The organism is Promicromonospora sp. NPDC019610 (assembly GCF_044389365.1).
GTDB lineage: Bacteria > Actinomycetota > Actinomycetes > Actinomycetales > Cellulomonadaceae > Promicromonospora.
Genome location: NZ_JBIRXX010000003.1, coordinates 38715 through 64491, shown reverse-complemented (window position 1 = coordinate 64491; position 25777 = coordinate 38715). Strand labels below are relative to the sequence as shown.

The 25777-nt window shown below is 72.3% G+C and carries 24 protein-coding genes and 1 tRNA gene; 11 read left to right on the top strand and 14 right to left on the bottom strand.

Annotated features, from left to right (window positions below; genetic code table 11):
• Positions 1-55: 55 nt before the first annotated feature.
• On the top strand, positions 56-247 hold the full coding sequence (locus tag ACH45N_RS21415; protein WP_397397649.1) for a hypothetical protein: 192 nt from the start codon (positions 56-58) through the stop codon (positions 245-247).
• Positions 248-263: 16 nt separating this feature from the next.
• Here ACH45N_RS21415 and ACH45N_RS21410 read toward each other — a convergent pair whose 3' ends face one another.
• The 3 genes from ACH45N_RS21410 to ACH45N_RS21400 all read right to left on the bottom strand — a co-directional run bounded on the left by ACH45N_RS21410 (position 264) and on the right by ACH45N_RS21400 (position 2050).
• Complete coding sequence (locus ACH45N_RS21410; protein WP_397397647.1) at positions 264-1187, bottom strand: LD-carboxypeptidase; 924 nt, start codon at positions 1185-1187, stop codon at positions 264-266.
• A gap of 36 nt (positions 1188-1223) precedes the next feature.
• On the bottom strand, positions 1224-1955 hold the full coding sequence (locus ACH45N_RS21405; protein WP_397397645.1) for a VOC family protein: 732 nt from the start codon (positions 1953-1955) through the stop codon (positions 1224-1226).
• A gap of 8 nt (positions 1956-1963) precedes the next feature.
• A tRNA-Ser gene (locus tag ACH45N_RS21400) sits at positions 1964-2050 on the bottom strand.
• A gap of 250 nt (positions 2051-2300) precedes the next feature.
• Here ACH45N_RS21400 and ACH45N_RS21395 point away from each other — a divergent pair.
• The 4 genes from ACH45N_RS21395 to ACH45N_RS21380 all read left to right on the top strand — a co-directional run bounded on the left by ACH45N_RS21395 (position 2301) and on the right by ACH45N_RS21380 (position 6464).
• Positions 2301-2942, top strand: a complete 642-nt coding sequence (locus ACH45N_RS21395) for a DUF4956 domain-containing protein (protein WP_397397643.1) — start codon at positions 2301-2303, stop codon at positions 2940-2942.
• Complete coding sequence (locus tag ACH45N_RS21390; protein ID WP_397397641.1) at positions 2939-3724, top strand: polyphosphate polymerase domain-containing protein; 786 nt, start codon at positions 2939-2941, stop codon at positions 3722-3724. The genes ACH45N_RS21395 and ACH45N_RS21390 overlap by 4 nt, the downstream gene beginning before the upstream one ends.
• A complete protein-coding gene (locus ACH45N_RS21385; RefSeq protein WP_397397639.1) occupies positions 3721-5418 on the top strand; it encodes a carbohydrate-binding domain-containing protein in 1698 nt (565 codons plus the stop codon). Before ACH45N_RS21390 ends, ACH45N_RS21385 begins: the two co-directional genes overlap by 4 nt.
• Positions 5419-5507: 89 nt before the next feature.
• Complete coding sequence (locus ACH45N_RS21380) at positions 5508-6464, top strand: transglutaminase domain-containing protein (RefSeq protein WP_397397637.1); 957 nt, start codon at positions 5508-5510, stop codon at positions 6462-6464.
• 55 nt (positions 6465-6519) lie between these two features.
• On the opposite strand, the gene ACH45N_RS21375 is transcribed toward ACH45N_RS21380, so the two are convergent.
• Positions 6520-7455 carry a Sir2 family NAD-dependent protein deacetylase gene (locus ACH45N_RS21375; RefSeq protein WP_397397635.1) on the bottom strand — a complete coding sequence of 312 codons (936 nt, stop codon included), beginning with the start codon at positions 7453-7455 and terminating at the stop codon, positions 6520-6522.
• A 75-nt stretch (positions 7456-7530) separates the two neighbouring features.
• On the opposite strand from ACH45N_RS21375, the gene ACH45N_RS21370 reads away from it, so the two are divergent.
• A complete protein-coding gene (locus ACH45N_RS21370; protein ID WP_397397633.1) occupies positions 7531-8667 on the top strand; it encodes an L-histidine N(alpha)-methyltransferase in 1137 nt (378 codons plus the stop codon).
• On the top strand, positions 8658-9338 hold the full coding sequence (locus ACH45N_RS21365; protein ID WP_397397631.1) for a hypothetical protein: 681 nt from the start codon (positions 8658-8660) through the stop codon (positions 9336-9338). Before ACH45N_RS21370 ends, ACH45N_RS21365 begins: the two co-directional genes overlap by 10 nt.
• Before the next feature lie 33 nt (positions 9339-9371).
• Here the strand turns inward: ACH45N_RS21365 and ACH45N_RS21360 are convergent, their stop codons facing one another.
• Positions 9372-9806, bottom strand: a complete 435-nt coding sequence (locus ACH45N_RS21360; protein ID WP_397398621.1) for a nucleoside deaminase — start codon at positions 9804-9806, stop codon at positions 9372-9374.
• Positions 9807-9974: 168 nt separating this feature from the next.
• On the opposite strand from ACH45N_RS21360, the gene upp reads away from it, so the two are divergent.
• Positions 9975-10610, top strand: a complete 636-nt coding sequence (gene upp, locus ACH45N_RS21355; protein WP_026366119.1) for a uracil phosphoribosyltransferase — start codon at positions 9975-9977, stop codon at positions 10608-10610.
• Positions 10611-10646: 36 nt separating this feature from the next.
• Here upp and ACH45N_RS21350 read toward each other — a convergent pair whose 3' ends face one another.
• Positions 10647-14111: a sigma-70 family RNA polymerase sigma factor gene (locus tag ACH45N_RS21350; RefSeq protein ID WP_397397629.1), complete on the bottom strand. Its 3465-nt coding sequence runs from the start codon at positions 14109-14111 to the stop codon at positions 10647-10649.
• A gap of 271 nt (positions 14112-14382) precedes the next feature.
• Between ACH45N_RS21350 and ACH45N_RS21345 the strand changes: the two genes are divergently transcribed.
• Positions 14383-15150 carry a hypothetical protein gene (locus tag ACH45N_RS21345; protein ID WP_285107839.1) on the top strand — a complete coding sequence of 256 codons (768 nt, stop codon included), beginning with the start codon at positions 14383-14385 and terminating at the stop codon, positions 15148-15150.
• 54 nt (positions 15151-15204) lie between these two features.
• Here the strand turns inward: ACH45N_RS21345 and ACH45N_RS21340 are convergent, their stop codons facing one another.
• The 5 genes from ACH45N_RS21340 to dnaK all read right to left on the bottom strand — a co-directional run bounded on the left by ACH45N_RS21340 (position 15205) and on the right by dnaK (position 19837).
• Positions 15205-15513: a DUF1540 domain-containing protein gene (locus ACH45N_RS21340; RefSeq protein WP_397397626.1), complete on the bottom strand. Its 309-nt coding sequence runs from the start codon at positions 15511-15513 to the stop codon at positions 15205-15207.
• Between the two features lie 163 nt (positions 15514-15676).
• Complete coding sequence (locus ACH45N_RS21335; RefSeq protein WP_397398620.1) at positions 15677-16129, bottom strand: heat shock protein transcriptional repressor HspR; 453 nt, start codon at positions 16127-16129, stop codon at positions 15677-15679.
• An 89-nt stretch (positions 16130-16218) separates the two neighbouring features.
• Complete coding sequence (locus ACH45N_RS21330; protein ID WP_397397624.1) at positions 16219-17226, bottom strand: DnaJ C-terminal domain-containing protein; 1008 nt, start codon at positions 17224-17226, stop codon at positions 16219-16221.
• 77 nt (positions 17227-17303) lie between these two features.
• Positions 17304-17975: a nucleotide exchange factor GrpE gene (gene grpE / locus ACH45N_RS21325; protein ID WP_397397622.1), complete on the bottom strand. Its 672-nt coding sequence runs from the start codon at positions 17973-17975 to the stop codon at positions 17304-17306.
• On the bottom strand, positions 17972-19837 hold the full coding sequence (gene dnaK, locus ACH45N_RS21320) for a molecular chaperone DnaK (RefSeq protein WP_397397620.1): 1866 nt from the start codon (positions 19835-19837) through the stop codon (positions 17972-17974). Before dnaK ends, grpE begins: the two co-directional genes overlap by 4 nt.
• A 150-nt stretch (positions 19838-19987) precedes the next feature.
• Between dnaK and ACH45N_RS21315 the strand changes: the two genes are divergently transcribed.
• Complete coding sequence (locus ACH45N_RS21315; protein WP_397397618.1) at positions 19988-20530, top strand: GNAT family N-acetyltransferase; 543 nt, start codon at positions 19988-19990, stop codon at positions 20528-20530.
• 198 nt (positions 20531-20728) lie between these two features.
• Positions 20729-21001 (top strand): hypothetical protein, encoded by a 273-nt coding sequence (locus ACH45N_RS21310; protein ID WP_026366117.1) that lies wholly within the window; start codon positions 20729-20731, stop codon positions 20999-21001.
• A 1-nt stretch (position 21002) separates the two neighbouring features.
• Here ACH45N_RS21310 and ACH45N_RS21305 read toward each other — a convergent pair whose 3' ends face one another.
• The 3 genes from ACH45N_RS21305 to ACH45N_RS21295 all read right to left on the bottom strand — a co-directional run bounded on the left by ACH45N_RS21305 (position 21003) and on the right by ACH45N_RS21295 (position 25719).
• A complete protein-coding gene (locus tag ACH45N_RS21305; protein WP_397397615.1) occupies positions 21003-22142 on the bottom strand; it encodes a dipeptidase in 1140 nt (379 codons plus the stop codon).
• Between the two features lie 10 nt (positions 22143-22152).
• The gene (locus ACH45N_RS21300; RefSeq protein ID WP_397397614.1) at positions 22153-22548 is read right to left on the bottom strand and encodes a hypothetical protein; all 396 of its coding nucleotides are present in this window, start codon (positions 22546-22548) and stop codon (positions 22153-22155) included.
• 117 nt (positions 22549-22665) lie between these two features.
• Positions 22666-25719, bottom strand: coding sequence for a S8 family serine peptidase (locus tag ACH45N_RS21295; RefSeq protein WP_397397612.1), 3054 nt, complete (start codon positions 25717-25719; stop codon positions 22666-22668).
• Between the last annotated feature and the right edge of the window lie 58 nt (positions 25720-25777).

Sequence of the window (25777 nt, the reverse complement as noted above, 5' to 3'; positions counted from 1 at the left end):
CCGGACCCGCGGAACGGCAGCGGACACATACCGGGCATCCCAGTACGATCCCCCCATGCCAGCGGACGACGCGAAGTTTGAGGGACAAGAGCTCAGCCGCCTCGGGGACACGCCCCGAGCAACATTCGTGAGCCGTCAGGTCGACGTGCTGCGGACGCAGCTCGGGCAGTTCCGCTATCTGGCGGCCGACTTTCGCAAGGCCGGACGCTGGCTCGCGAACAAGCTGACGGGTCGCCGCGGGGCCTAGGCCCCGCAGGCCTGGGTCAGGCGGTCAGCGCCGCGACGGTCAGCGTGCCGGCGTCGGCGTCGAGCTCGCACCCGACCCCGAGCGGCACGGAGACCGGGTTCTCCAGGTGCCCGAGCGGGAGCCCCGCGAGGATCGGCACGCCGAGCGGGCTGAGCCGGTCCCGGAGCACGTCCAGGACGTTCCAGCCCCGGTCCTCGTAGTCGTCGAACCCTTCAAGGGTGCCCACCGCCACGCCCGAGATCCCGTCGAGCGCCCCGGACAGCAGGAGCTGGGTCAGGGCGCGGTCGACCATCCCGAGGCCGACCGTGCGGTGGATCTCCAGCAGCAGGACGTGCCCGTCGAGATCGTTGTCGACGATGCCGACGCTGCGCGCCAGCATCTCGAGGTTGCCGCCGAACAGCGGTCCCGAGGCCGTGCCTGTCGTGGTGAGGTACGCACCGTACTGGCCGTTGTCCCTGCGCACCGGCTCGCCGGTCTCGCCCGTCAGGAGCCGCCGGACCGTGTCCGCCCGGGTCCCGGCGACCGCGCCGTGGACCGACGGGACGCCGGTCTGGTGCCAGACCTGGTGCAGGGCGGTGATGTCGCTGAACCCGATGAGCGGCTTGGGGTCCGCCCGGAGCGCGTCGGTGTCGACGTCGCGCAGCAGGCGGAGGCTCCCGCTTCCGCCGCGCAGCGTCAGGATGGCGCGGACCTCCGGGTCCCGGATCGCGTCGTTGAGGTCGGACGCGCGCTCCGGGTCGCCGCCGGCCATGTAGCCGAACCGGTCGTCGGCGTGCGTGCCCAGGCGCGCCTTGAAACCCCACGACTCGACGGTCGCGACGCTCTCCGCCAGCCAGGACTCGTCGCTCCAGCTCGCCGGCGAGACGAGCGCGACGGCGTCGCCGGGCTCCAGCCTCCGAAGGGGTGCTACCTGGGGCCGGGGCTGTGCGACGCGCGACATGCCCCGGACGTTACCCGCTCGGCGCGAGGGTGCTGATCAGTCGGCGGTGATCCCGTGCAGCAGGCCGGTGGTCTGCCCGATCTCGATGAGGTAGCCGTCCGGGTCGCTCAGGTAGCACCGCAGCTCAGCCCCACGATCCAGGGGTTCGGTGAGAAAGTGCGCACCCTTCGCTCGCGCGTCGGCGTAGAACCCCGCGATGTCGGCGACCCGGACGTTGAGGAACGCCGAGACCGGGTCGCCGGGCTCCGGTGGAGTGAGGACGACGTCGGGCTTGTCCGGGGTCGGTCCCCCGCCGGGATTCATGATGATCCAGGTGTTGGCGACCTGGATCATCGCGGGGTTCTCCGCCCGGACAACCCGCCCGCCGAAGATGTCGGCGTAGAACTCACGCGACACCGCGACATCGCGGACGGTCAGAAAATGGGTCACGACCAGACCGTGTTCGGGGGCCGGAAAATCGTCGGTGCTCACGCTGCTGCTCCTGTCCTCGGCGGCCTCGGCGAGCCGCCGAGATACCGACCGGACAGGCGCCGCGTCTGTGACCACAGTCATCTGGCTCGTTCGCAGGATCGGACGGGCGATCTCCGATGCGTCCTGATCAAAGACGTCGTCACTCCAGCGTTGCGAGGTCGGCAGGTTGCATCCAGGTCGGCACAGGCCTGTGCCGACCTGGACGCAACCTGCCGACCTGACCAGCAACCTGCCGACCTGGCCGCGCGCCACAACGAACGAGCCCCTGACCACATGGGTCAGGGGCTCGTTCGTCACTCTGGGTGCGGTAGCGGTGGGATTTGAACCCACGGTGGACTTTCACCCACACACGCTTTCGAGGCGTGCTCCTTAGGCCGCTCGGACACGCTACCTTCGCCCGCTACCTCAGTAGCAGACCGTAGGAGGATACCCGGTCAGAGCCCGGTTCCACGAATCGGTTCTCCGACGGCCTCCGGCAGGCCCTCGACGCCCGCTGCCGCGCCGCCCGACACCGGCCCACCAGGCACCAAACCTCCCAGCCACCTCCCAGCAGACCACAGGCTCAGCCCAGCCGTGCCTCAGGAACCGGACGGGTCCATGCGTTTGCCTCGTGTTCATCACCCCGATAACCCCGGAGATCCGATGAACCAGCTCATGCTCTACGCGGTCGACCTCGTCGCCGTCACCATCCTCACCTTCGCGCTCTACTTCCCGCGGCACCGCCGGCGCGACCTCGTCGTGGCCTACCTCGGCGTCAACGTGGGGGTGCTCGCGGTGTCCGCGACGCTCTCCGCGAGCGCCGTCGCCGCCGGACTCGGCCTCGGCCTGTTCGGCGTGCTGTCGATCATCCGGCTGCGCTCCACGGAGCTGTCGCAGCACGAGGTCGCCTACTACTTCGCGTCGCTCGCGCTCGGCCTGCTGGGCGGGCTCGGGACGAGCGCCGGCTGGCTGGGGCTCGCGGGCAGCGGCCTGATCCTCCTGGTCATGGCGCTGGCCGACCATCCCCGACTGTTCGCGAGGCACCACAGCGAGCTGGTTGTCCTCGACCGCGCGATCCCCGACCAGACGGAGCTGGTGGCGCACCTGGAGCAGCTCCTCGGGGCCCGCGTGCACGCCCTGTCCGTGCAGCGCCTGGACCTCGTGAACGACTCCACCTGGGTCGACGTCCGCTACTCCGAGGCCCGCCGGCTGCCGATCGTGACCGACGACGGCACGCGCGCCCCCACCACGCTGCACCGGGAGACGGCCGGCGGCGGGCACCCCGAGCTGGCGGCGGCCCGATGATCGGCGCCCTCGCCCCCGTGACCCTCGACGAGCTGAACGAGGCCGCCGCGCTCCAGACCCGGCGCGACCGCAAGTACGTGCTCACCCCGGACGAGCTCGACGGCATGCTCGCGGCCCTCCCGCCGGCCCGGGTGCTGGAGATCGACGGGTCCCGCTCGTTCGCCTACGACTCCACCTACTTCGACACCCCGGAGCTGGACGCGTACCGCCTCGCGGCGACGCGCCGCCGTCGGCGGTTCAAGGTCCGCACGCGGACCTACGTGGACACCGGGTCCTGCTTCGTCGAGGTGAAGACCCGGGCAGGCCGCGGCACCACGGTCAAGGAGCGGCAGCCGCACGACGACGCCGACCGCCTCGGCCCCGCCCGCGCCTTTGTCGCCGACCGCCTGGCCGACGCAGGGGCGCCGTCGGCGCCCGTGCTCACCCCAACCCTGCGGTCGCGGTACCACCGCACCACCCTGCTGCTCGACGACGCCCGCGTCACGCTCGACGCCGGCCTCGTCTGGGACCTGCTGGGTCCGGTACGTCGCAGCGCCACGATCGGCGACCTCGTGGTGGTCGAGACCAAGACGGCCGCCGGCTCCGGACCCTCGTCCGTGGACCGCCTCCTGTGGCGCGCGGGCCGCCGTCCGGACCGCATCTCCAAGTACGCCACCGGGCTGGCCGTGCTGGAGCCCGGCCTGCCGGACATGCCCTGGCGGCGCCTCGTCCGCCGTCGGCTCACCGTGAGCGCGCCCGCCACCGCACGACACCTCCTGACCAGTGAGAGGACCTCAGCATGACGATCCGCCGACCCCGCCCCGTCCTGACCGCAACGATCTCCGGCGCCCTGGTGCTCGGTGCCCTCGCCGGGTGCAGCACGGCCACCGCCGAGACCACGAGCGGCACGGACACGACCGCCACGACGACCCTCTCGGAGGTGGCGACCACCACCGACGACGCGCTGGCCGGCAACGAGGACTACGCGGACCTCGCGGACCTCGCCGAGGAGACCTGGGACACCGCGGACGAGACCACCGTCTCGCTCGACGGCGACGGCGCCACGGTTTCCGGCGACGGCGCCACCGCCGACGGCGCCACCGCCGACGGCGCCACCGTCACCATCTCGGCGCCCGGCACCTACCGGATCAGCGGCACGCTCGACGACGGCCAGGTCGTGGTCAGCTCCGAGGCCGACGGCCTCGTGCGGCTCGTGCTCGACGGCGCCGACATCACCAGCTCGACGGGTTCCGCCGTCGCCGTCACGCAGGCCGACGACGTGTCCGTGGTGCTCGCGGACGGCTCCTCCAACAGCCTGACCGACGCCGCGACCTACGCGGACACCAGCGAGGACGCGCCCGACGCCGCCCTGTTCTCGGCCGACTCGATGGTCATCTCGGGCACGGGCTCGCTGGACGTCACCGGCAGCACGAACGACGGGATCGCCTCGAAGGACGGTCTCGTGATCGCGGGCGGCGACATCACCGTCACCGCGGTGGACGACGGCGTGCGCGGCAAGGACTTCCTGGTCGTCACCGACGGCACCATCGACGTGGACGCCGAGGGCGACGGCCTCAAGGCGGACAACGAGGACGGCACCAACGATGACGGCGAGACCGTCGGCTACGCGGCCCTGCTCGGCGGCACCGTGACCGTCGCGGCCGGGGACGACGGCGTCCACGCCGAGAGCGACCTCGTCGTCGACGGCGCCACGGTCACCGTGGCCGAGTCCGTCGAGGGCCTGGAGGCGGCACACATCCTGGTCGCGAGCGGCACGGTCGACGTCACGTCGTCCGACGACGGCTTCAACGCCGCCGGCGGCACGAGCACGACGACCGGCACCGCCACGACCGACGACTCGGCGGCGGATGCCACGACCGGCCAGGACTCCGGCTCCCAGGCGCCCGCGGAAGGCGAGGCTCCCGCGGGAGGCGAGCCGCCGGCGTCGGACACCACGCCGGACGGCGAGCCGCCGCAGGGTGGTGGCGGCGGTGCGGGTGGTGGCGGCGGTATGCCGGGCGACGTCGCGGGCGACTACTCCCTGGTGATCACCGGCGGCGACGTCACGGTCGACGCCGGGGGTGACGGCCTGGACTCGAACGGGACCCTCACGATCTCGGGCGGCGACGTCACGGTGTTCGGCCCGACGGACGGCGGCAACGGCACCCTCGACAGCGCCGGCGCGCTCACCGTGCAGAGCGGCACGCTGCTCGCCGTCGGCACGTCGAGCATGCTGCAGACGCCGGGCGACGGCTCGGAGGGCTGGGTCGCCGCGACCTTCGACACGCTGGCCGCGGGCACGGAGGTGACCGTGGTCGACTCGGCCGGCACCACGGCGGCGACGGTGACCCTGACCAAGGACACCCAGTCCCTGGTGCTGGCCTCCGAGGCCGTGACCACGGGCGAGGAGTACACGATCCAGGCCGACGGCGCGGGCGTCGCCACGGCCACGGCGGGCGACGCCCCGGCGAGCATCGGCATGGGCACGCAGCCCTGACAGCTCGCCCGGCGGAATCCCTGGAAAGGGGGTGGGATTTCGCCGGGGTCGCGGGGTAGTGTTCCGGACACCGCCGAGGGAGGACACCGATGCCCGCGCCCACACTCTTCGACTACGCGGACCACAGTCCGTACTCGAACCCCGGACACCACACCGGCTACTTCACCGAGCTGAGCACCGACCCGGAGGAGCTGCACCGGTTCGCCTGCACCGCCGTCGTGCACTACCGGGCTGGCGGCCCCACGCTGACCGAGGCGCAGAAGAGCGACCCCGACCGCCGCTGGCTCACCTCGATCCTGGACGCCGCGGAGCTGCGCGCACCCCTCGACGGGCCGCGCACGCACGCGCAGCAGGTGGCGGGATGCTGCCGCGACCACACGCTGCTGACGCTCGGCGTGCTGCGCACCCACGACGTCCCGGCGCGGTCCCGGATCGGCTTCGCCACCTACTTCACGCCGGGCTGGAACGCCGACCACGTGGTGGGCGAACGCTGGGACGGCAGGCGCTGGCTGCGGTTCGACCCCGAGCTCGACCAGAAGGACTTCGACTTCGACGTGCACGACATGCCGACCGGGCCGGGATCGCCGTTCGTGACGGCGGCCGAGGCGTGGCTCGCGATCCGCGCCGGGACCGTGGACCCCGCGACGTACGGCGTGACGACGGAGGTGCCGTACCTGCACGGCAAGGACTTCGTGCGCTCGTACGTGCTGTACGAGGTGGCGCACCGGCACCGCGACGAGCTGCTGCTCTGGGACTTCTGGGGACCGCAGCTCGGCACGCCCTCCGTCCAGGAGGCCGCGGGCGGCCAGGCGGCGGCCTGGGTCCGGGACGCGGGGCTGGCGGGCGCGGACATGTCCGACGCCGAGTTCGACGCCGTCGCCGACGAGCTCGCCTACCTGCTCGTCGCCGCCGACTCCGGGGACGGCGAGGCGGCCGACCAGCTCGCCGAGCTGTACCACGGGGACCCGCGGCTGCACCCCGGCAACCGTGTGCTGACGCTCTCCCCCACGGGCCACGAAGGCATCACGGACCTCACCACCCGCTAGCCCCTCGTGTCAGACGTACAGGTCACCCGGGTGACCTGTACGTCTGACACCGGCATCAGGCGGGCGGCGGCAGGCGGCGGACCAGCTCCTGCAGGACGTCGCTCGTCCCGGCGTCGACCTTGACCGTCGCGTACTTGTCCCCGCGGGTGATGCCGCGGTTCACGATGACGACGGGCTTGCCCGCCTCGGCCGCGTGGCGCACGAACCGGAGCCCGCTCATCACGGTCAGCGAGGAGCCGGCGACCAGCAGCGCGTCGGCGGAGTCGACCAGCGCGAACGCCCGCTCGACCCGCTCGCGCGGCACGTTCTCGCCGAAGTAGACGATCTCGGGCTTGAGCACGCCCCCGCAGAACTCGCAGGGGGCGGGCTTGAAGTGCGCGGTCGACTCGATGACGGCGTCGGCGTCGGGCGCGATCTCGACGTCCGCGACGTCGCCCACGGACTCCAGGAAGCCCGGGTTGAGCTCGGTGAGCCGCTCGGCGAGGTGCGTGCGCGAGATGACCCGGCCGCAGGTCAGGCAGATCACGCGGTCGTAGCGTCCGTGCAGGTCGATGACGGTGCGGGAGCCCGCGTCCTCGTGCAGCAGGTCCACGTTCTGCGTGATGATGCCGGCGAGGATCCGGCGTTCCTCGAGCTCGGCGAGCGCGCGGTGGCCGGCGTTCGGCGTGGTGCGGTCCACGTGCTGCCAGCCCACGTGGTTGCGCGCCCAGTAGTGCCGGCGGAACTCCTCGTCGCCCACGAACTGCTGGTAGGTCATGGGGCTGCGCGGCGGCGAGTCCGGGCCGCGGTAGTCGGGGATGCCGGAGTCCGTCGAGACCCCGGCGCCCGTGAGCGCCGTGATCCGGAGGCCCGAGAGCACGTCCACGGCGTCGTCCACGGTGGTGCGGGCGACCTCGACGGGCTCGGGCTGCCACGTGGTGGGGCGAGCTTGAGGGAACACGCTTACGAGGGTATGCCGCCGAGTGCCCGCCGCACCCGTGGTGTGTTCCATTTCGCACCGCGGTTCGTCCCGCTAGCCTGGGATTTCTTTGCGTCGGAGCACTGCATCGGAGCACGAGGGGACCGCGTGGGCGACTCAGCGATTTCAAGGATCGACAGCACGCTCGCGGGCGACGACTTCGCGTGGTCCGTGACGCTCGTGGGCGAGGACCAGTCCGACAAGCTCGCCACCCTCGCCCAGTACCTCGACGACGGCCACTCCACCTCCGGTGACGGCAAGCGGGTCCCCTCCGGGTACGCCTACTGGGGCATCGGGCCCACGATCGCCTGGTTCAACGCCTCGAACGACCCCACCTACATGGTCATCAAGGTCGGCACCGAGATGTTCCGCCGGCAGTGGCGCAGCATCTCGCCGCTGGTGACGGACGAGTGCGTGCACCTGGTGAGCCTCGGCGTCGGCACCGGCGCCAAGGACGGGATGTTCCTGGAGACGATGCACCAGGCCCACCCGTCGATGCTCTACGTGCCCGTGGACATGAGCGCCGAGATGCTCCGCACCGGCTCACGCACCGCCGTCCGGGACGCGCACTTCCCCCTGGACCGCTCGCTGGGCCTGCAGATCGACCTCTCCCTGGACGGCAACCTCGAGGAGCTCAAGCAGTTCCTCGACCGCCTCGTGGGCGACGAGGCGATCCTGTTCTCGCTGGTCGGCAACACCGTGGCGAACTTCGACGACGACGCGGAGTTCCTCGACGGCGTCGCCAAGGTGCTCCGGCCGCAGGACCGGATGCTCGTCGAGTTCGCCACGACCGAGAGCCTGAGCCAGGACGCCGTGCACGCCGCCGAGGCCGAGTACCGCCAGACCCGGGGGTTCGTGGAGTTCGTGGCGAGCGCCGTGCGGTACAACACCGACCTCAAGATCGACCTCGAGCAGGTCCGGTTCACCGGCGCGGTCGAGGACGAGAGCATCCTCCTGAAGGTGTTCTGGCAGAACGTGGGCAGCGAGACGCTCCGGATGCTGATCCCGGGCAGCCGCCCCGTGCACCTCAAGCCGCTGGACACCATCCGGCTGTACACGACCCGCAAGTACACGACCGAGCGGATCGACCAGCTCGTCGCCGGCGCCGGCCTGCGCACCACCCACGTGCAGCGGGAACGCTTCCGGTACACCCGGCGGCAGAACCCGTTCGGGCTGGAGCTGCGGCTCCTGGCGCCGGACGAGAACGCGCCCACCGAGCGGCCGACGTTCGACGTGTGGAAGTGACCCGCGGCCCGGGCGCGCGCCGGGCGCCGGAGGCGGCGCGCGGGCGCCTGCGCCTCCTGCGGCGACAGGCGGCCGCGGCCTGGTCGAGCCGCCGGTGGGCCCGACGACGGCGCGTGACCGTCGCCGTGGTGACGTACGCCCTGCTGGCCGTCGCGTTCGTGCTGGGCATCCTGTGGATCCTCGGGATCGGCCCCGAGTGGGAGCCCTGGGTCAACTCCCTGACGCTGCTCGCGGGCGTCACGGGCCTGATCGTGGAGCGGCAGAACGCCGAGACGGAGCGCCGCTCGGAGCTGGTCGCCTCGGTGATCTTCGAGCTGGGGCAGAACCGCGCCATCGTCGAGCGCCGGCTCGCCGGGCTGCGGACGGGCGGCGACCGTGCCCTCTCGGTCAGCCCCCGGCTGGCGCTGTCGGCGGTGGACGTCGCGCTCGCCTCGGGTGTGCTCAGCCGGGCACCTGACAGCGCTCTCGTCGAGAAGCTGCACCGCTGGCGCGAACGGGTCCAGGGCTACAACTGGCGCCGGGACCTCACGGAGTTCGAGCTCATGATCGTCAAGTACCAGGACGGCGACGACGCCGTCGCGAACATGTCCAGCCTGGCCAACGAGCGGCTGTACCTGCTCCGCCTGCGCACGCTGCTCGACCAGCTCAACGCGGCGCTGCCGCAGGTCTGAGCTCAGCTCTGCGGGCCGCTCCGCCGGACCCGCTCAACCCCGCCGCGCCCCGAAGAACTCCCGGAGCAGCGCCCCGCACTCGTCCTCGCGGAAGCCGCCCAGCACCTCGACCTCGTGCAGGGCGCGCTGGTCGCGCACCAGGTCCCACACGGAGCCCGTGGCGCCGGCCTTCGGGTCCCACGCGCCGAGGACCAGTCGTCGGACCCTCGACTGCACCAGGGCGCCCGCGCACATCGGGCAGGGCTCCAGCGTGACCACGAGCGTGCAGCCGGACAGCCGCCACTCGCCGCGGGCGGCCGCGGCCGCCCGCATGGCGAGTACCTCGGCGTGGGCGGTCGGGTCCCCCGTCGCCTCCCGCTCGTTGTGCCCGACGCCGATCACCTGCCCCGCCGCGTCGAGCACCAGGGCGCCGACCGGCACGTCGCCGGTGTCCAGGGCACGTCGCGCCTCGTCGAGGGCGGCACCCATCCACCGTTCCCAGTGCGCGCGGCGCTCGGCGGCGCTCAGGCCTGCTGTGTCAGACACACAGGTCACCCTAGTGACCTGGGGGTCTGACAACGCGGCGGAGTGTGGGACTGGCGACTTTCCGGGCCTCCGCACCGCCCCGGCGTCGGACCGCCCGGTAGCGTTGGCCCCATGCGCCTTCACGTCGTCGACCACCCCCTGGTAGCCCACAAGCTGACCGTCCTGCGGGACGAGACCACGGACTCGCCCACCTTCCGCCTGCTGGTCGACGAGCTGGTGACGCTCCTGGCCTACGAGGCCACGCGTGAGATCGCCACCGAGCCGCACGAGGTCAAGACGCCGATCACCACCATGACGGGCACCCGCCTCGCTTCGCCGCCGCCGCTGGTGGTGCCGATCCTGCGTGCCGGCCTGGGCATGCTGGACGGCATGAGCCGCCTGCTCCCGACGGCGGAGGTCGGGTTCCTCGGCCTGGTGCGGGACGAGGAGACGTTCAAGGCCGTCACGTACGCGAACCGCCTGCCCGACGACCTCACCGGCCGGCACGTGTTCCTCATCGACCCGATGCTCGCCACGGGCGGCACGCTGGTCGCGGCCATCGACTACGTGCTGGAGCGCGGCGCGCGCGAGGTCACGGCGGTCTGCCTGCTGGCCGCCCCGGAGGGCATCGCGCTCCTGGAGGAGCACGTGGGCGACCGCGCGAACCTGTCGGTCGTGGTCGCGGCCGTGGACGAGCGCCTCAACGAGAAGGCCTACATCGTGCCCGGCCTGGGCGACGCCGGGGACCGGCTGTACGGCATCGTCTGACGCCTGCGGGGCGCCCCGAACGGGGCGCCCGGGCGTTTAGGCCTGCTCGGCCTCGGAGTCCGCGGGCTCGCAGCCGTCGAGGCCCATCAGCCGCCGCCAGGGGCTGTCCGTCGGCGCCCTGTTCACGGTGCGGCTCAGGAGCGCGGCAGGCTCGGCGGACGGGTCCGCCGACGGCTCGCAGGTGGGCTCGGGCAGCACGCAGTTCGCGCCCTTGACGGCGAACGACTTCTCCACCGTGAACGAGTTGCCCTCCAGCTCACGGGTCAGCCGGACGGTGACGTTGCCGTCGAGGGTGAACAGGGGCTGCTGGGGCAGCACGAACGTGGTCGAGCCGGCGGGGACCGCCTGCTCCTCGCTCGTCGCGCCGGTGGCGTCCTGCACCAGCACACCGCGCCACTCGCGGCCAGTACCGTTCTGCACCGTCGCCTTGATCTGCACGTTCTGGTCGACGCACTCGGCCGCGGCCTCCACCGTGAGCTGCTCCGCCGCTGGCCAGGTCACGTCGGCACAGGACTTGAAGGCGACGTCGAGCTGGTCGAGCGTCTGGCCCGCCGCCGTGAGCTCCACGGTGCCGGTGCCCCAGACCACCGGGAACGCGATCACCTCGGTCTGCCCGGCGGGCACGGTCCGGGTGACGTCCCCGACGTGGAACGGCACGGGCAGGGTCGAGGCGGTGTTGTCCGCGGTGACCTGGAAGGTCTGGACCGAGTGGTCCTGCTCGGCGTCGAACACGCAGGACTCGGCCGACATGGTCCGCTCGCCCGCTGCCGGCTGGATCTGGGCGGCGGCGAAGGACTGCGTCGGGTTGTTCGCGGGCGTGCTCACGGCCTCGGCCAGGTCGCCGTCCGAGTCGGCGACCTCGCGGGAGAGGTGGAACGTGACGTCGCCCGCCGGCAGGTGCGTGCGCTCGGTGTTCACGGAGAGGTCAACGCTGCCGCCGGCCGCGACGGGGCGCTTGACGGTCTTGAGCGTGTCCTCGCCCACGGGCACGGACATGACGGCGGACATCGTCTCGCCCGTCTTGTTGGTGATCGTGCCCTGGACGCCCACGGTGCCGCCCGCGTTGACGGTCTGCACGCTCGTCTCGGTGCCCCACTCCGGCTGGTAGCAGTCCACCGAGCGGTGGTCACCGGCGGCGACGCGGGTCTCGTAGGTGCTGCCGTCCACGTCCGTGGTCAGCACGAACGTGGCCTGGCCGACCGGGACGCGCAGGCCGTCGTGCACCGTGACCCGCGCGGACTCGCCGGGCGCCACGTCCTTGCCCGTGGCCTCGCGGCTGCCGGCCGCCTCGAGGGCGACACGCACGACCCGCTGGGTCGTGTTGGTGTAGCTGCCGATCACGGCGGCGTCGGCCTTGTCGACCCCGCCGGTGGCGAGGCAGGACGCGGTGACGGTGCCCACCCCGGCGCCGGCGTTGGCCCAGGCCGAGGTGGCGACGAGCGTGGCCGAGGCGGAGCGCGAGCTGCCGGCGAGGACCGGCCGGACGTTGGCCACGCCCAGCTCGGCGGGCTGCGCCGTGGAGGACGCCGCGGTGGTCACGTTCAGCGACACGTCGACGGCCGTGTCGGGCTCGAGCTGCAGCGAGGACACGTAGGTCCCGGGGAGCGGCGAGCAGAGCCAGCTGTTGGGCATGTCCCCGGCCGCGCAGGAGAGCAGCGACTGCTCCGAGGCCGGCTTGACGCCGTCGGGCAGGGACACGGCGACGGCCCAGCCGGGGCCGACCGTGCGGTCACCGGTGCTGACCAGGGTGACGGGCAGCGAGGCGGTGCCGGGGCTGGACAGCGAGACGTCCCGGCTCTGGGCGGACAGCTCCGGGCCGAACGCCGCGACCGTGCGGCTCGGCAGGTCGGCGTTCATCGGCTGGAGGCCGTCGGCCCAGACCTTGGCGCTCACCGGGTAGTCACCGCCGGCGTTGGCCTGCACCGGCACGACGACGCTGCGGGTCGCGCCCTGCGCGAGCTCGCCGATCGAGCAGAGCACCACGTTGGCCCGCTCGGTCGGCGTGCAGCCGACCGGAGCCTCGACCGGGACCAAGCCCTCGGTGGTGGGCGCGCTGGGCGACGCGCTCGGCGACGTCGGCATCTCGATCTCGCTGGTGGACGAGCCCGCCGAGGCGTCGGCCTGCGACCCGGACGACGTGCCGTCGGCCAGGCCGGCCGCCGGCGTGGCCTCCGGGGTGGGCGTCGCGCTCGTCGAGGTGGGCACGGTGCCGGCGACCAGACGTCCGCCGATCCCCGTGCCGAAGGAGCCCTCCGGCTTCGCGGCCGCGAGCCCGTTCGGGAGCGTGACCTCGAGCTGGGTGCCCGTCGCGTCGGCGGCACCCGTGTTCTCCACGGTGAACGACAGGTTCTGGCTCTGCCGGGGCGTCAGCGGCTGCGCGGCGTCGGCGTAGTCGACCTCGATGTACGCGGTGTTCTCGCTGGGCACGACGTCGGTCGGCAGCACGGGGTCGCCGCCCTTGACCTCCTCGGCGGAGGAGCTGCCGCCCGGCAGCTCACGGGCGTCGTTGCTCGCGATCACCGTGTCGATCAGCGTGTCGGCCTCGGGCGGCGCGGTGATCTGCAGCGCCGCGACCAGGCCGACGGCGGCGACGGCGAGCGCGCCCGCGGCCACGCTGCCACCCGTCGCGGCAGCCGCGGCGGAGGCGACGGCGCCCGCGGTGGTGGACACGGCGGACGACACCGCGCCGGAGAACGAGCCGCTCGACGCCGCGCTCATGGCGGAGGCGGAGTGCGCGCCACCGGCCGCGGCGCCCGCGCCGGTCTTCGCGGCGACGACCAGGCCACCGATGGGGGCACCGGCGCCGACCAGGGCGAGGCCGCCCGCGCCCAGCACCAGCGGGGCGATGACGGTCTTCATGCCGTGCGCCACGTCGTGCAGCTCGAGCACCAGGGCGCTGCACGTGGCGCACGTCGACAGGTGCTCGTCGATCTTGGTGGTCTCGCGCCTGGACAGGCTCGCGCGCACATATCCACCGAGCAGCGGGTTGACGGTGCGGCAGGTGTCGGACGGCGCGTGCGTCAGGTGCTGCTGGAGGTACCCGGCCCGCAGCGCCTCCTTGGCGCGGTAGAGCAGGGCGGACACCCCGTTGGGGCTGAGCCCGAGCACGGGCGCGACCTGGGCGGGCTTGAGCTCGTCCACGAGCACGTACCAGAGGACCTCGCGCCACCGCTCCGGGAGGTCGACGTAGGCCTTGGCGATCACGCTGCGCTCGAAGCCCTCGAGCGCCGGGTCGTCCTTCGAGGCCACGCGGCCGAGGACGGACTCGATCTCGTCGTCGGTGCTCGGGCGGGTGCGCGCGGCACCGCGCGACACGTCGAACGACCGGTGGCGGACCATCGTGTACAGGTAGGGGCGGAACCCGGCGTCGGGACCGACCCCGCGGCGCAGCATCTCGAACAGCTTGCTGAACGCGTCGGCGACGACGTCCTCCGCGTCAGCGGCCGGGACGTACTGCCGGGCGAGGGCGCGAGCGGCGGCCGAGTGACGCTCGTAGAGCACGCCAAAAGCGTCACGGTCACCTGACCTGACCTGCAGAATCAGTTCCGCGTCGCTAGGGGTTTCCCCTGTGCTGCTCTCGACTTGCCTCACGTCTACCCAGACTCTCGCGGTGGTCGCGCTGCCGTTGACTGTCGCCGTCCTGCCAAGACTATAGAGCCAGGCGGCAGATTTAGGGGGTGGAATTCCAGATTCCGGGGTGACGCCCGGGTGAAGTCCGGCACCTCACTCTCGAAGGTGCGTCATGATGTATCCCCGTGAGGGTCCCATCAGTATGAGCGAGGCACAGCAGGAGGCGCGGGTGCGTGTGCACGACCTGCGCGAGCGGTGGCGCGCTACGAGTCTGGCGTCGGTTTGGATCCGGCCGAACGACTGGGAGCACCCCGCCGCAGAAGCGCTAGCAGAGGCACTGGCCGAGGGCCGTGGCGTGATCGCGCCGGCCGAACGGCTCGGTGCGGCGCGCGCCGGGGTGGGTGCGGGGATCACCGAGGCCCTGGACGACGTCGCCTGTCTCTACGCCGCCTTCGGGCGGCCCACGGACGTCGGCGCGCTGCGCGCCGCGGCGATCGGCTGGGTCGGGGAGCGCGAGCGCGTGCCCTACCAGATCGCCACGCACGACCCCTCGACCGGCCTGCCCACGGGTGAGTACCTGGGCGAGCGGCTGCGCGAGACCTACGGCGTCGCCCAGCGCACCGGCTCGACCGCGGGCGAGTCCCACTGCCTGCTGGTGCTCGACGTGGGCCTGGAGAACCTCGACACCTGGCAGCGGCTCGCGCGCTCCGCCGCGATCGGCCGCACCCTCCACCAGGTGTTCGGCGAGGGCCACCCGATGGCGGCCGTCGGCGACGGCACGTTCGTGGTGCTGTGCGAGCGCGGCCCGACGACGGCGGAGCTCGGCCAGTCGCTGCGCCGCGTCGTGGAGCGCAACGCCGAGGTGCTCGGCCTGACGACAGAGGTGCGCCGCCCGACCCGGGTGTGGGTCGAGCGGCTTCCCGGGACGCACGGCGACGCGCTGCTCCTCCTGGACCACCTGGCGCGCTGAGCGCGTGCTGAGCGCCGGGCGCCTCGCGCCCGGCCCCCGACCGTGCGCGAGGGCTCAGGCCTGCTCGAAGGTGAGGCAGTCGGCGTGCCCCGGGTCCTCGGGGCCCGGTCCCACGCGGATCGACGCCGCGTTGCACTCCAGGTGGTCGTTGTGGGTGCACTCCGCGCGCTGGCAGGCGCCCACGTGGGCGATCACCTTCTCCAGGCCGCCCTTGGTGCTCAGCGGGATGAACGTGGCACAGGAGGCGTCGCCCGTGTGGCCTCCGATGGTGACGGCGCCGGCGTGGCAGCCGTGCTCGTGGTTGTACCCGCAGCCGTCGATCGAGCACTCGACGACCTCGGGCATTTCCATCAGCGTGCTCATGGCATCTCTCCTCGCTCGGTGCGTCACTCCTGCGGAATACACCGATCGTATTCCGAAAGAAGAGATCGCGTAGAGCAAGGAATGCCTTACCTATACCCGGGCGCGCATTCTTGGTTAACGAAAGAATGCCATTGCTGAAATCAGCCGCGCGTCGAGGACGCGGTCACTCCTCGCGCCGCGGAGCCGGGCGCCAGAGCACCACGGCCCCTCCGCCGACGGCGCGGTGCTCCAGGTCCACGCGCACCGCGGCGCTGCGGACGCGCTGACCGCGCTGGACCACCACGACGTCGCCCGCCGCCGGTCCCGCGGCGAACACGCGCCCCTCCTCCTGGACCCGCATCAGCAGGTCGCCGAGGCGCTCCTCCAGCACGGAGACGTGCGCCTCCAGGTCGAGGATGCGCTTGATCCCGGCGAGGTTGATGCCCTCGCCCTGGGCGAGCCGCTGCACCTGCAACAGACGGGCCACGTCGCGGCGCGAGTACCGGCGCCCGCGGCCGCGCGTGCGGCGGGGCACCACCAGGCCGAGGCGGTCGTACTGCCGCAGCGTCTGCGGGTGCATCCCCGCGAGCTCGGCGGCCTTGGACACGGTGAGCACGGGTGTGTCGTCGTCGACCATGCTCACCTCCGAAGTCTGTTCTGCACTGTTGGTGCGGGCAGGTTAGCCGAACCCGGTGCGGCAGGGCAGCCACCCCACCGCACCGGTCCTCACTCCGCCGCCCGCGCGGCCAGCCCGGCGCGCACGTCCTCGCCGTCGCTCTCGGCGGCGAACGCCTCGAGCGCCTGCCGGGCCTTCCTGCTGAGCTTCTGCGGCACGGCCACCTGCACGGTGAAGAGCAGGTCGCCGGTCGCCTTCGCCGTCTGTACGCCACGCCCCTTGACGCGCAGCACCCGGCCCGACGGCGTGCCCGCGGGCACCTTGAGCCGCACCGTGGCGCCGTCCAGGGTGGGCACCTCCAGCGTGGTGCCGAGCGCCGCCTCCGCGAACGTGACGGGCACGGTCATGCGCAGGTCCGTGCCGTCCAGCGTCCAGACCGGGTGCGGCGTGACGTGCACGGTCACGACGAGGTCACCCGCCGGACCGCCGGCCACCCCGGGCCGGCCCTTGCCCCGCAGCCGGATCTTCTTGCCGTCGTTGATCCCCGCGGGGATCCGGGCCGTGAAGGTGCGGCCGTTGACCTCGAGCTCCGCCGTCGTGCCCTCCACGGCCGCCCGGAACGGCAGCGTGACCTGGGCGGCGACGTCCGCACCCGGGGTCGGGGTCGTGTATCCGGTGGTTCCCGCGCCGTAGGCCGTCCGGCCTGCGCCGGCGCCGAACATGGAGCCGAGGATGTCCTCGAAGCCGCCGTTCCCGCCCTGGGGGTAGCGGACGCGCGGCCCGCCCCGGCCCGCGCCCTGGGCGCCGCCGAACATGGCGCCCATGATGTCCTCGAACCCGCCGGCCCCGGCACCACCGGCGCCCGCCGAGAAGCGGGCGCCGCCCGCCATGGCACGCACGGCGTCGTACTGGCGGCGCTGCTCCGGGTCGGAGAGCACCGCGTAGGCCTCGCCGATCTCCTTGAACTTGGACTCCGCCGCCGCGTTCCCCTGGTTCTGGTCGGGGTGGTACTGACGCGCGAGCTTGCGGTAGGCCTTCTTGACGGCCGCGTCGTCGGCGTCCTTGGGCACGCCCAGCACGGCGTAGAAGTCCTTCTCCATCCAGTCCTGACCGGTCATGGCACCTCCTTCCGCACTGTGGCCCCGGAAGCCGGGCCCACCCTCTCAGGGTCGGGCCCGGCCACCGGGAACCGGGACTACTCCGGCCCGACGACGCCCACGCGCGCCGCCCGGACCACCTTGTCGCCGATCTTGTACCCGGGCTCCACCACGAGGTTCACCGTGGCGGCCGTCGCGTCCGCGTCGGTCGAGTGCATGAGCGCCTCGTGCAGGGTGGGGTCGAACTCCTCCCCCACCTTGCCGAACCGCTCGACGCCGAACTTCTGGAGGCTCTGGTCGAGCTTCTCCGCGATCGCCGCCATGGGACCGCTCAGCTCGCCGTGCTGCTTCGCGCGCTCGACGTCGTCGAGCACGGGCAGCAGGGCCGCCAGCACGTCCTGCACGCCCCGGTCACGCGCGGCCTCCTGGTCGCGCAGCGCCCGGTTGCGGTAGTTCGTGAAGCTGGCCCGCTCGCGCTGGAGCGCGTCCAGGTGCTCCGCGGCCTCGGCCTTGGCCTTGAGGACCTCGGACGCCTCGGCGGCGTCACCGGAGGGCTCGAAGTCGAGCCCCGCCAGCGGGTCGCCCGCCGCGTCCCCCTGGGCGGGGGTCGCGGCGGAGTCGTCCGCCGCGGCGGCGTCGTCCGCCGGAGCGGGCTCCGCCGGGCGCGCCTGGTCGCCGGAGGCGTTCACCTTGCGCTTGTCCGTGAACTGGAAGGGGTGCTCCCCCGAGCCCTCGGGCTCGGGGGGTCCCTGCTGGTGCTCGTCCGTCACTTGCGCTCGTCCTCGTCGTCCACGATCTCGGCGTCCACGACGTCCTCGTCCTTGGCGGACTGGGCGTTCGCCGCCTGCGGGGCGCCCTCGGCGCCCTGTGCCGCGGGCTGCTCGGCCGCGTACAGCGCCTCGCCGATCTTCTGCGACGACGCGCCGAGCTTCTCGTACGAGCTCTTCACGGCGGCGGGGTCCTCACCCTCGAGCGCGGACTTCACGGCGGCGATGTCCGCCTCGACCTCGGTGACGACCTCGGCCGGGAGCTTGTCGCGGTTGTCCGCGATCTGCTTCTCCATGGAGTACGCGAAGGCCTCGGCCTGGTTGCGGGTGTCCGCCTCCTCGCGCCGCTTCTTGTCCTCCTCGGCGTGCAGCTCGGCGTCCTTGACCATGCGGTCGATGTCGTCCTTGGGAAGCGCGGAACCGCCCGTGATCTTCATCGACTGCTCCATGCCCGTGCCGCGGTCCTTGGCGGACACGTGCACGATGCCGTTCGCGTCGATGTCGAAGGTGACCTCGATCTGCGGCACGCCGCGCGGGGCCGGCGCGATGCCGGTGAGCTCGAAGACGCCCAGCGGCTTGTTGTCGCGGGTGAACTCGCGCTCGCCCTGGAACACCTGGATCGCCACGGACGGCTGGTTGTCGTCCGCCGTGGAGAAGACCTCGCTGCGCTTGGTCGGGATCGCGGTGTTGCGCTCGATGAGCTTGGTCATCACGCCACCCTTGGTCTCGATACCGAGGGACAGCGGGGTGACGTCGATCAGCAGGACGTCCTTGCGGTCGCCGGAGATGACACCGGCCTGCAGCACGGCGCCGACGGCGACGACCTCGTCCGGGTTCACGCCCTTGTTGGGCTCGCGGCCACCGGTGAGCTCCTTGACGACCTCGGTCACGGCGGGCATGCGGGTGGAACCACCCACGAGCACCACGTGGTCGATGTCGGAGACGGAGATGCCGGCGTCGCGGATGACGGCGTGGAACGGCGCCTTGGTGCGGTCGATGAGGTCCTGCGTCATCTGCTGGAACTGGGCCCGCGTGAGCTTCTCGTCCAGGTGGATGGGGCCGTTCTCGCTCATCGAGAGGTACTGCATCGAGATGTTGGTGCTCGTCGCGGACGAGAGCTCCTTCTTGGCCTGCTCGGCGGCCTCACGGAGGCGTTGCAGGGCGATCTTGTCCTTCGACAGGTCGACACCCGAGGAGTTCTTCACCTGCTTGATGAGGTGCTCCACGACGCGCTGGTCCCAGTCGTCACCACCGAGGCGGTTGTCACCGGAGGTGGCCCGCACCTGGATGGTCGAGAAGTCGTCCTCGTCCTTGCCCACCTCGAGCAGGGAGACGTCGAACGTGCCGCCACCGAGGTCGAAGACCAGGATGAGCTCGTCCTCCTTGCCCTTCTCCAGGCCGTAGGCGAGCGCGGCCGCGGTGGGCTCGTTGACGATGCGCTTGACGTCCAGGCCGGCGATCTGGCCGGCGTCCTTGGTCGCCTGACGCTCGGCGTCGTTGAAGTACGCCGGGACCGTGATCACGGCCTCCGTGACGGGCTCGCCCAGGTACTCCTCGGCGTCGCGCTTGAGCTTGCCGAGGATCCGAGCCGAGATCTCCTGCGCGGTGTACTTCTTGTCGTCGATGTCCACGGTCCAGTCGGTGCCCATGTGGCGCTTGACCGAGGAGATGGTGCGGTCCACGTTGGTGACCGCCTGTCGCTTGGCGACCTCACCCACGAGGACCTCGCCGGTCTTGGAGAACGCGACCACCGAGGGGGTGGTCCGCGAGCCCTCCGCGTTGGCGATGACGGTGGGCTCCCCACCCTCGAGGACCGCCACCACCGAGTTCGTCGTGCCGAGGTCGATACCTACTGCGCGTGCCATGTCTGCTGCCTTCCTCCGACAGATTGAGTCTGCTGCACTCAACTTAAGCCGGTGCTCGCGAGGAAGCAAGCTGACCCTCGCAAAGTTGAGTCCACTTCACTCAACTACGAACGGGGCTGAAAAGTTCCCGGCGGGATTATCGTGAGCAGCATGTCCTTCCATGCCGCACTGACGGCCGACGTCGCGCTGCGCGAGCTCAGCAAGGACGACGCCGTCGCGCTCGCCGACGCCTACGTCCGCAACCGCGCGCACCTCGCCCCGTGGGAGCCCGAGCGACCCGAGGAGTTCTACACCGCCGACTGGCACCGGGAACGCCTGTGGACGCAGGTCCTGGAGAACTCGACCGGCCGCGCGCTGTACACGGTGCTCGAGTCCGACGGCCTCATCGTGGGCCGGCTGAACCTCACCGACGTCGTCCACGGGGCCTTCGAGAACGGGCACCTCGGCTACTGGCTGGACGCCGGGTTCACGGGGCGCGGCCTGATGACCCGGGCCGTCGAGGCGATGGCGGCCCATGCCCGGGACGAGCTCGGCCTGCACCGGCTCCAGGCGGCCACGCTGCCGCACAACACGGCGTCGCAGGCGGTGCTGACGCAGGTCGGTTTCGAGCGCATCGGGTTCGCGCCCAGCTACCTCAAGATCGCCGGCGAGTGGCAGGACCACGTCGTGTTCCAGCTCATCCTGCACGGTTGATCCGGCCGGCCGAACCCTCGCGAGATCCCGCCGTCCAGCATCTTTTCGCCCCTGTCAACAGGCGCGACGCTCCGACCTGCGGTACACAAGGGTGCACGGCCGAGGCCACAGGGGGTGGGGCATCGGACGAGTACCCCGCGGGCCAGCCCGCGGGTGCCTGATGCCCGGGACTCCGGGCCCCGACCGGGGGAGACCACCATGGCAAGCATCCACGGGAGCTCGTTGTCGATCGCGCTCCTGACAGCGCTGCTCGATCCCGAAGAAGACGGCCTCAGATCACCTCACGTCCAGGACCTGCTGCAGGAGGCGCTCGAGACGCGCGAGGACGCACGCGACGTGATCGTCGCGCTGCTCGCGTCGTCCGGGTCGATGCTGCGGCAGATCAGCTACCACAACGAGCAGGAGCCGCTGGAGTCGCTGCAGAAGGTGGCCCTCGGCTTCCAGCGCAAGGTGGTCCAGCTCCCGAGCTGAGTCACCCCTGTGCGGTCCGGGCCGCCACCGACTCCGCGTCACGCAGCACCCGCAGCGTGTTGCCGCTGGTCAGCTTGCCGAGGTCGGCGTCGGACCAGCCGTTGTCCGCCAGGGCGGCGAGCAGGCGCGGGTAGCCCGTGACGTCCTCCAGGCCCTCGGGCAGGTGGGGCGTGCCGTCGTAGTCGCCGCCGAGGCCCACGTGGTCGACGCCGGCGACCTCGCGGACGTGCTCGACGTGCGCGACGACGTCGGACAGGGTGCTGCGCGGCTGCGGGTGCTCGCCGCGCCACCTCGCCATGAACGGCTCGAACGCGCCGAGGTCCGTGTTCGCGATGCCCTCCTCCGCGGCGGCCCGGGCGCCCTCGGCCCGCCACTCCGCCACGGCCGGCGACACGAACTGCGGCACGAACGTCACCATGCACACGCCGCCGTTGGCGGCGAGGGTGCCGAGCACGTCGTCGGGCACGTTGCGGGGGACGTCGCAGACGGCGCGGGCGCTGGAGTGGCTGAAGATCACCGGGGCCGAGGTGACACGCAGCGCGTGCCGCATGGTGCCCGCGGAGGTGTGGGAGAGGTCAACCAGCATGCCGATGCGGTTCATCTCGCGCACGACGTCCTCGCCGAACGGCGAGAGGCCGCCCAGCACCTCTTCGTCGGTGGCGGAGTCCGCCCACGGCACGTTGTCGTTGTGCGTGAGCGTCATGTAGCGCACGCCGAGCGCGTGGAGCATGCGCAGCACACCCAGCGACTCGTCGATCGAGTGGCCGCCCTCGGCGCCCATCAGGCTGGCGATGCGGCCGTCGCTCCAGGCCTGCTCGACGTCGGCCGCGGTGCGGGCGAGCCGCAGGCTGTCCGGGTAACGCTCGACCAGGCGGTGCACGCAGTCGACCTGCTCGAGCGTGGCCGTCACGGCGGCGCCGCCCTGGAGCTGCGCGGGCACGTACACGGACCAGAACTGGGCGCCCACGCCGCCGTCGCGCAGGCGGGGCAGGTCGGTGTGGGTGGTGGTGAGGCGCTGGGCGATGTCGACCGCCGAGAGGTCGTAGGACGACTGCTCGCGCAGCTCCCACGGGAGGTCGTTGTGCCCGTCCCAGACGGGGTGCTTCTCGAGGAGCGCGGCGAGGCGGTCTGCGGTCGTCATGCGGGCGACGCTACCGCGCCGCCCGGACCCTGCTGAGGCGGGCCCGGAGCTCATAGCTCGTCAGCAGCTCGCCCGCGTACCGCACGAGCAGGCCCGTCCGGGGCTCGACGTACTCCAGGTCGGTCTGCTCGGCCGCGACCGTCGTGTACCCGGCCTGCGCCTCCCGCACCTGCCGTCGGGCCGCCGACCGGTCGAGCAGGCCGCCCGCGGCGATCCCGGCGACGGCGACCGCGGAGGGCAGGAGCGCCCAGACCCAGAGCCGCGCGTCGAGGAACAGCAGGACCAGGACGAGCACGGCGGCGGTCATCCCGGCCACCGCCGCGCCGAGCGAGAGCCCGGCGAGCTCGGCCTCGGACCGGCCCGGCAGCAGCTCGCGCCGGATGCCGGGGCGCCACTCGTCGGCCAACGTGCCTCCAGGTCTCCGTGCGGGTCGGGGCGGGCGGGTCTCGGCGGACATGACTCGGCAGACAGGTCAGGCCTGCAGGTCACCCCTCGGTGACCTGCAGGCCTGACGGTAGCGACGTCAGCTCACCCGCTGCCAGGTGCAGTTGCCCGTCTCGAACCCCTTGGCCGTGGACGGCAGCGTGACCGTCGTCGGCTCGGTCACCGAGGCGTACTCCACGAGCTGGTCACGGTTCGCGTCGGCGGTGAACTCCTTCATGATCGCGTAGTAGCAACCGCCCCCCTCCCCGTTGGCCGGACCGGTGGTCACGTACGTGCCGCGCTGGAGCTGGTCGCCGAGCACGTACACGCCGTTGTTGAACGTGCGCGTCTTCGGCGCCGCCATGCCCGAGTAGTACTTGCTCCACGCGCCGCACTCGTCGGACCAGAAGCCGTAGTCGGTCGACTTCACGGTCGCGATCCGCTGCCCGAACCCGTAGTCCCAGCCCAGGACCTCGGTGCGGGACTCCCGCTGCCACGCGCAGAGCCGCGTGCCCGCCTGGGCCACGTAGGTGCCCGCGGCGACGTTGTTGCCGCCCACGAGGTACCCGCCGTTCGCGGGGATCGCCGTGGCCGGCTTCGCGACGGCGCCGGTCGGCCCGCCCGTCCGGACGACGGTCGCGTACCCGAACTTCCGGGCGGTGACGACCACCGAGATCTTCTTGCCGAGCTGCGGCCCCTTGACGGTGTACGACGAGCTGGTGGCGCCCGAGATCGGGACGCTGTCGGCGAGCCACTGGTAGGTGAACGCGGGCGCCGGCCTCCAGGTACCGGTCTTGACCGTGAGCTTCGCGCCCACCCGGGCGCTGCCCGAGATGGTGGGCGTGGGCGACGCCGAGAACTTCGCGTCGACCGTGGAGTGGGCCGAGGTCACGGACTTCGTCGAGATGCCGGGGCGCTTGCCGGTCACCGTGACCGTGAGCTTGCGGCCGTCGTACGACGCCGGGATCTTGAACGTCGACTTCGTCGCGCCGGAGATGTTCCTGCCGTCGACCTTCCACTGGTACGTGGTGGTGGTCCGCGCGGGAGTGGCCGGCGGGGCGACCGCGGACACGGTGGCGCCGGGGTAGGACATCCCGGAGATGCGCGGCGCGGCCATCACGAACGCGCCGTAGCCCACCGTGACGGCCGGGCTCGTGCGCGACTCGGGCGCGTAGCCCGCCCTCTTGCCGGAGATCGTGACGGTCAGCTGCTTGCCGCGGTGCGTGCTGGTGGGCACGAAGGTGAAGCCGGTGGCACCGGAGATCGCCGTGCCGTTCGCGAACCATTGGTAGGTGAACGTGGTGCCCGAGGTCCAGGCGCCCGACTTCGCGTAGAGCGTGGTGCCCACCTTGGCGGTCGGGCTGATCGTCGGGGCGCTGGAGGCAAGGTCACCGATGCCGATCGGCTCGGTGGGCTCGCTGGTCACCGCGGTCGGGAGGTAGCCGTCGGCCGAGCCGACGACGGTCACGGTGATGCGCGCACCCGCGTCCGCCGGCTGCGGCTGGTACAGGAACTTGTTCGCGCCGGAGATCATCGCGCCGTCACGACGCCACTGGTAGGTGAAGTCGGCCACCGGGTCCCAGACCGGGTCCGGGTCCACGACCAGCGCGCCGCCCACGGACGGCTCGATGGCGTTGATCACGGGCGCGGGCGTGGTGGTGAACTGCTGCCCCTGCGCGGCCTCGTACGCCGCGAGGACGTCGAGCTTGCCCTCGCCCCACACGTTGTTGTCGTCGACGTTCCCACCGCAGGAGGTGTCGTTCACGTCCTTGGCGGACCCGTCCAGGATCGCGCGGGTGGCGGGCACGTTGCCCACCAGCTCCGGCACGGCGTCCCACAGGAGCGCGACGGCGCCCGCGACGTGCGGGGCGGCCATGGAGGTGCCGGACCACTGCTCGTACCCGCCGCCCGGGACGGCCGAACGGACCGAGCTGCCGGGCGCGGCGATGTCGGGCTTCACGGTCCCGCTCTGTCCGGGACCCCGCGAGGAGTAGGGCGCGATGGTGCCCGACGGCGTGAACGCGCCGACCGAGTACGAGGCCTGCCGCGAGCCCGGGCTGCCGGAGGACTCGCAGCCCAGCTCGCCGTCGTTGCCGTTCGACCAGGTGCTGAAGATGCCCGCCGCCTCCCAGGCGCCGATGACGTCCTCCATGAACGGGTCGCTCGACAGGGACAGGCCCCACGAGTTGTTCACGACGTGCGGGCGCCGCGCCGGGTCGGCGCCGGTGCCGTCGAGGCGCGTGGGCGCCAGGAGCCACTGGCCGGACGCGATGAGCGTGGCGTCCGCGCAGGTGTCGGCGCAGCCGTTCGCCGCGATCCACTCGGCCCCGGGGGCGACGCCGATGTTCATCGCGCCGTCGTCGGTGCCGACCATGGTGCCCATGGTGTGCGTGCCGTGCCCGTCGTCGTCCCGGGGGCTGGTGGCGCCGGCGCCCGTGGAGTCGAACCAGTTGTAGTTGCTGCCCGACGTCGCGCCGCGGTACTGCGCGGACAGCGCCGGGTGGGTGCGGCTCACGCCGGTGTCCAGGCCCGCCACGACGATGCCGTCGCCGGTGAAGCCCTTGGCCCACATGTCGTCGGCGTTGATCGCCTTGATGCCGTACGTCGAGGTGGCCGCCGCGTCCGGCACGGCGCCCTCGGTCGTCTCGGGCTCCTCGAGCGCGTGCCGCGTGGTCGGGCGCACCTCCAGGACCTGCGCGTCCGCCGCGAGGTCGGTCGCCAGCGCGAGCGAGCCGTCCTCGACCAGGATCGCGTTCGTGGCCCAGTACGAGGTGTACTCGGTGCCGGACTCCTCCAGGGCGGCGATCGCCTGCTCCTGGGACGCCTCGGCGGCCGCCTTGAGGGTTTCGTACACGTAGTCACCACGCTCGGACCAGCTCGTGATGCCGCCGGCCGCCGACAGGTCGGTCTCGCCGGCGAACCGCAGCCAGAAGTCGGTCTCCTCCTCGGCGCGGAACGCCTTCGTGGCCGCGGTGGTGATCTTGTCGGCCGGGTCGACGGCGGCGCGCGCCACCTGCGGGGCCGCGCTCGGGCGGGACGTCGGTCCGCCGTCGGCGGCGGGGTCGGGCGCCGCGACGGCCGCGGCCGGGGAGGCGAGGAACGCGACGGTCGCCGCGGAGGCGACGGCGCGGGTCACTAACGTGCGACGAGACATAGGGCCGCTCCGAAAGGGTGATGGGGTGCCCCGTCACGGGCGGAGACCCCGCCGGGCA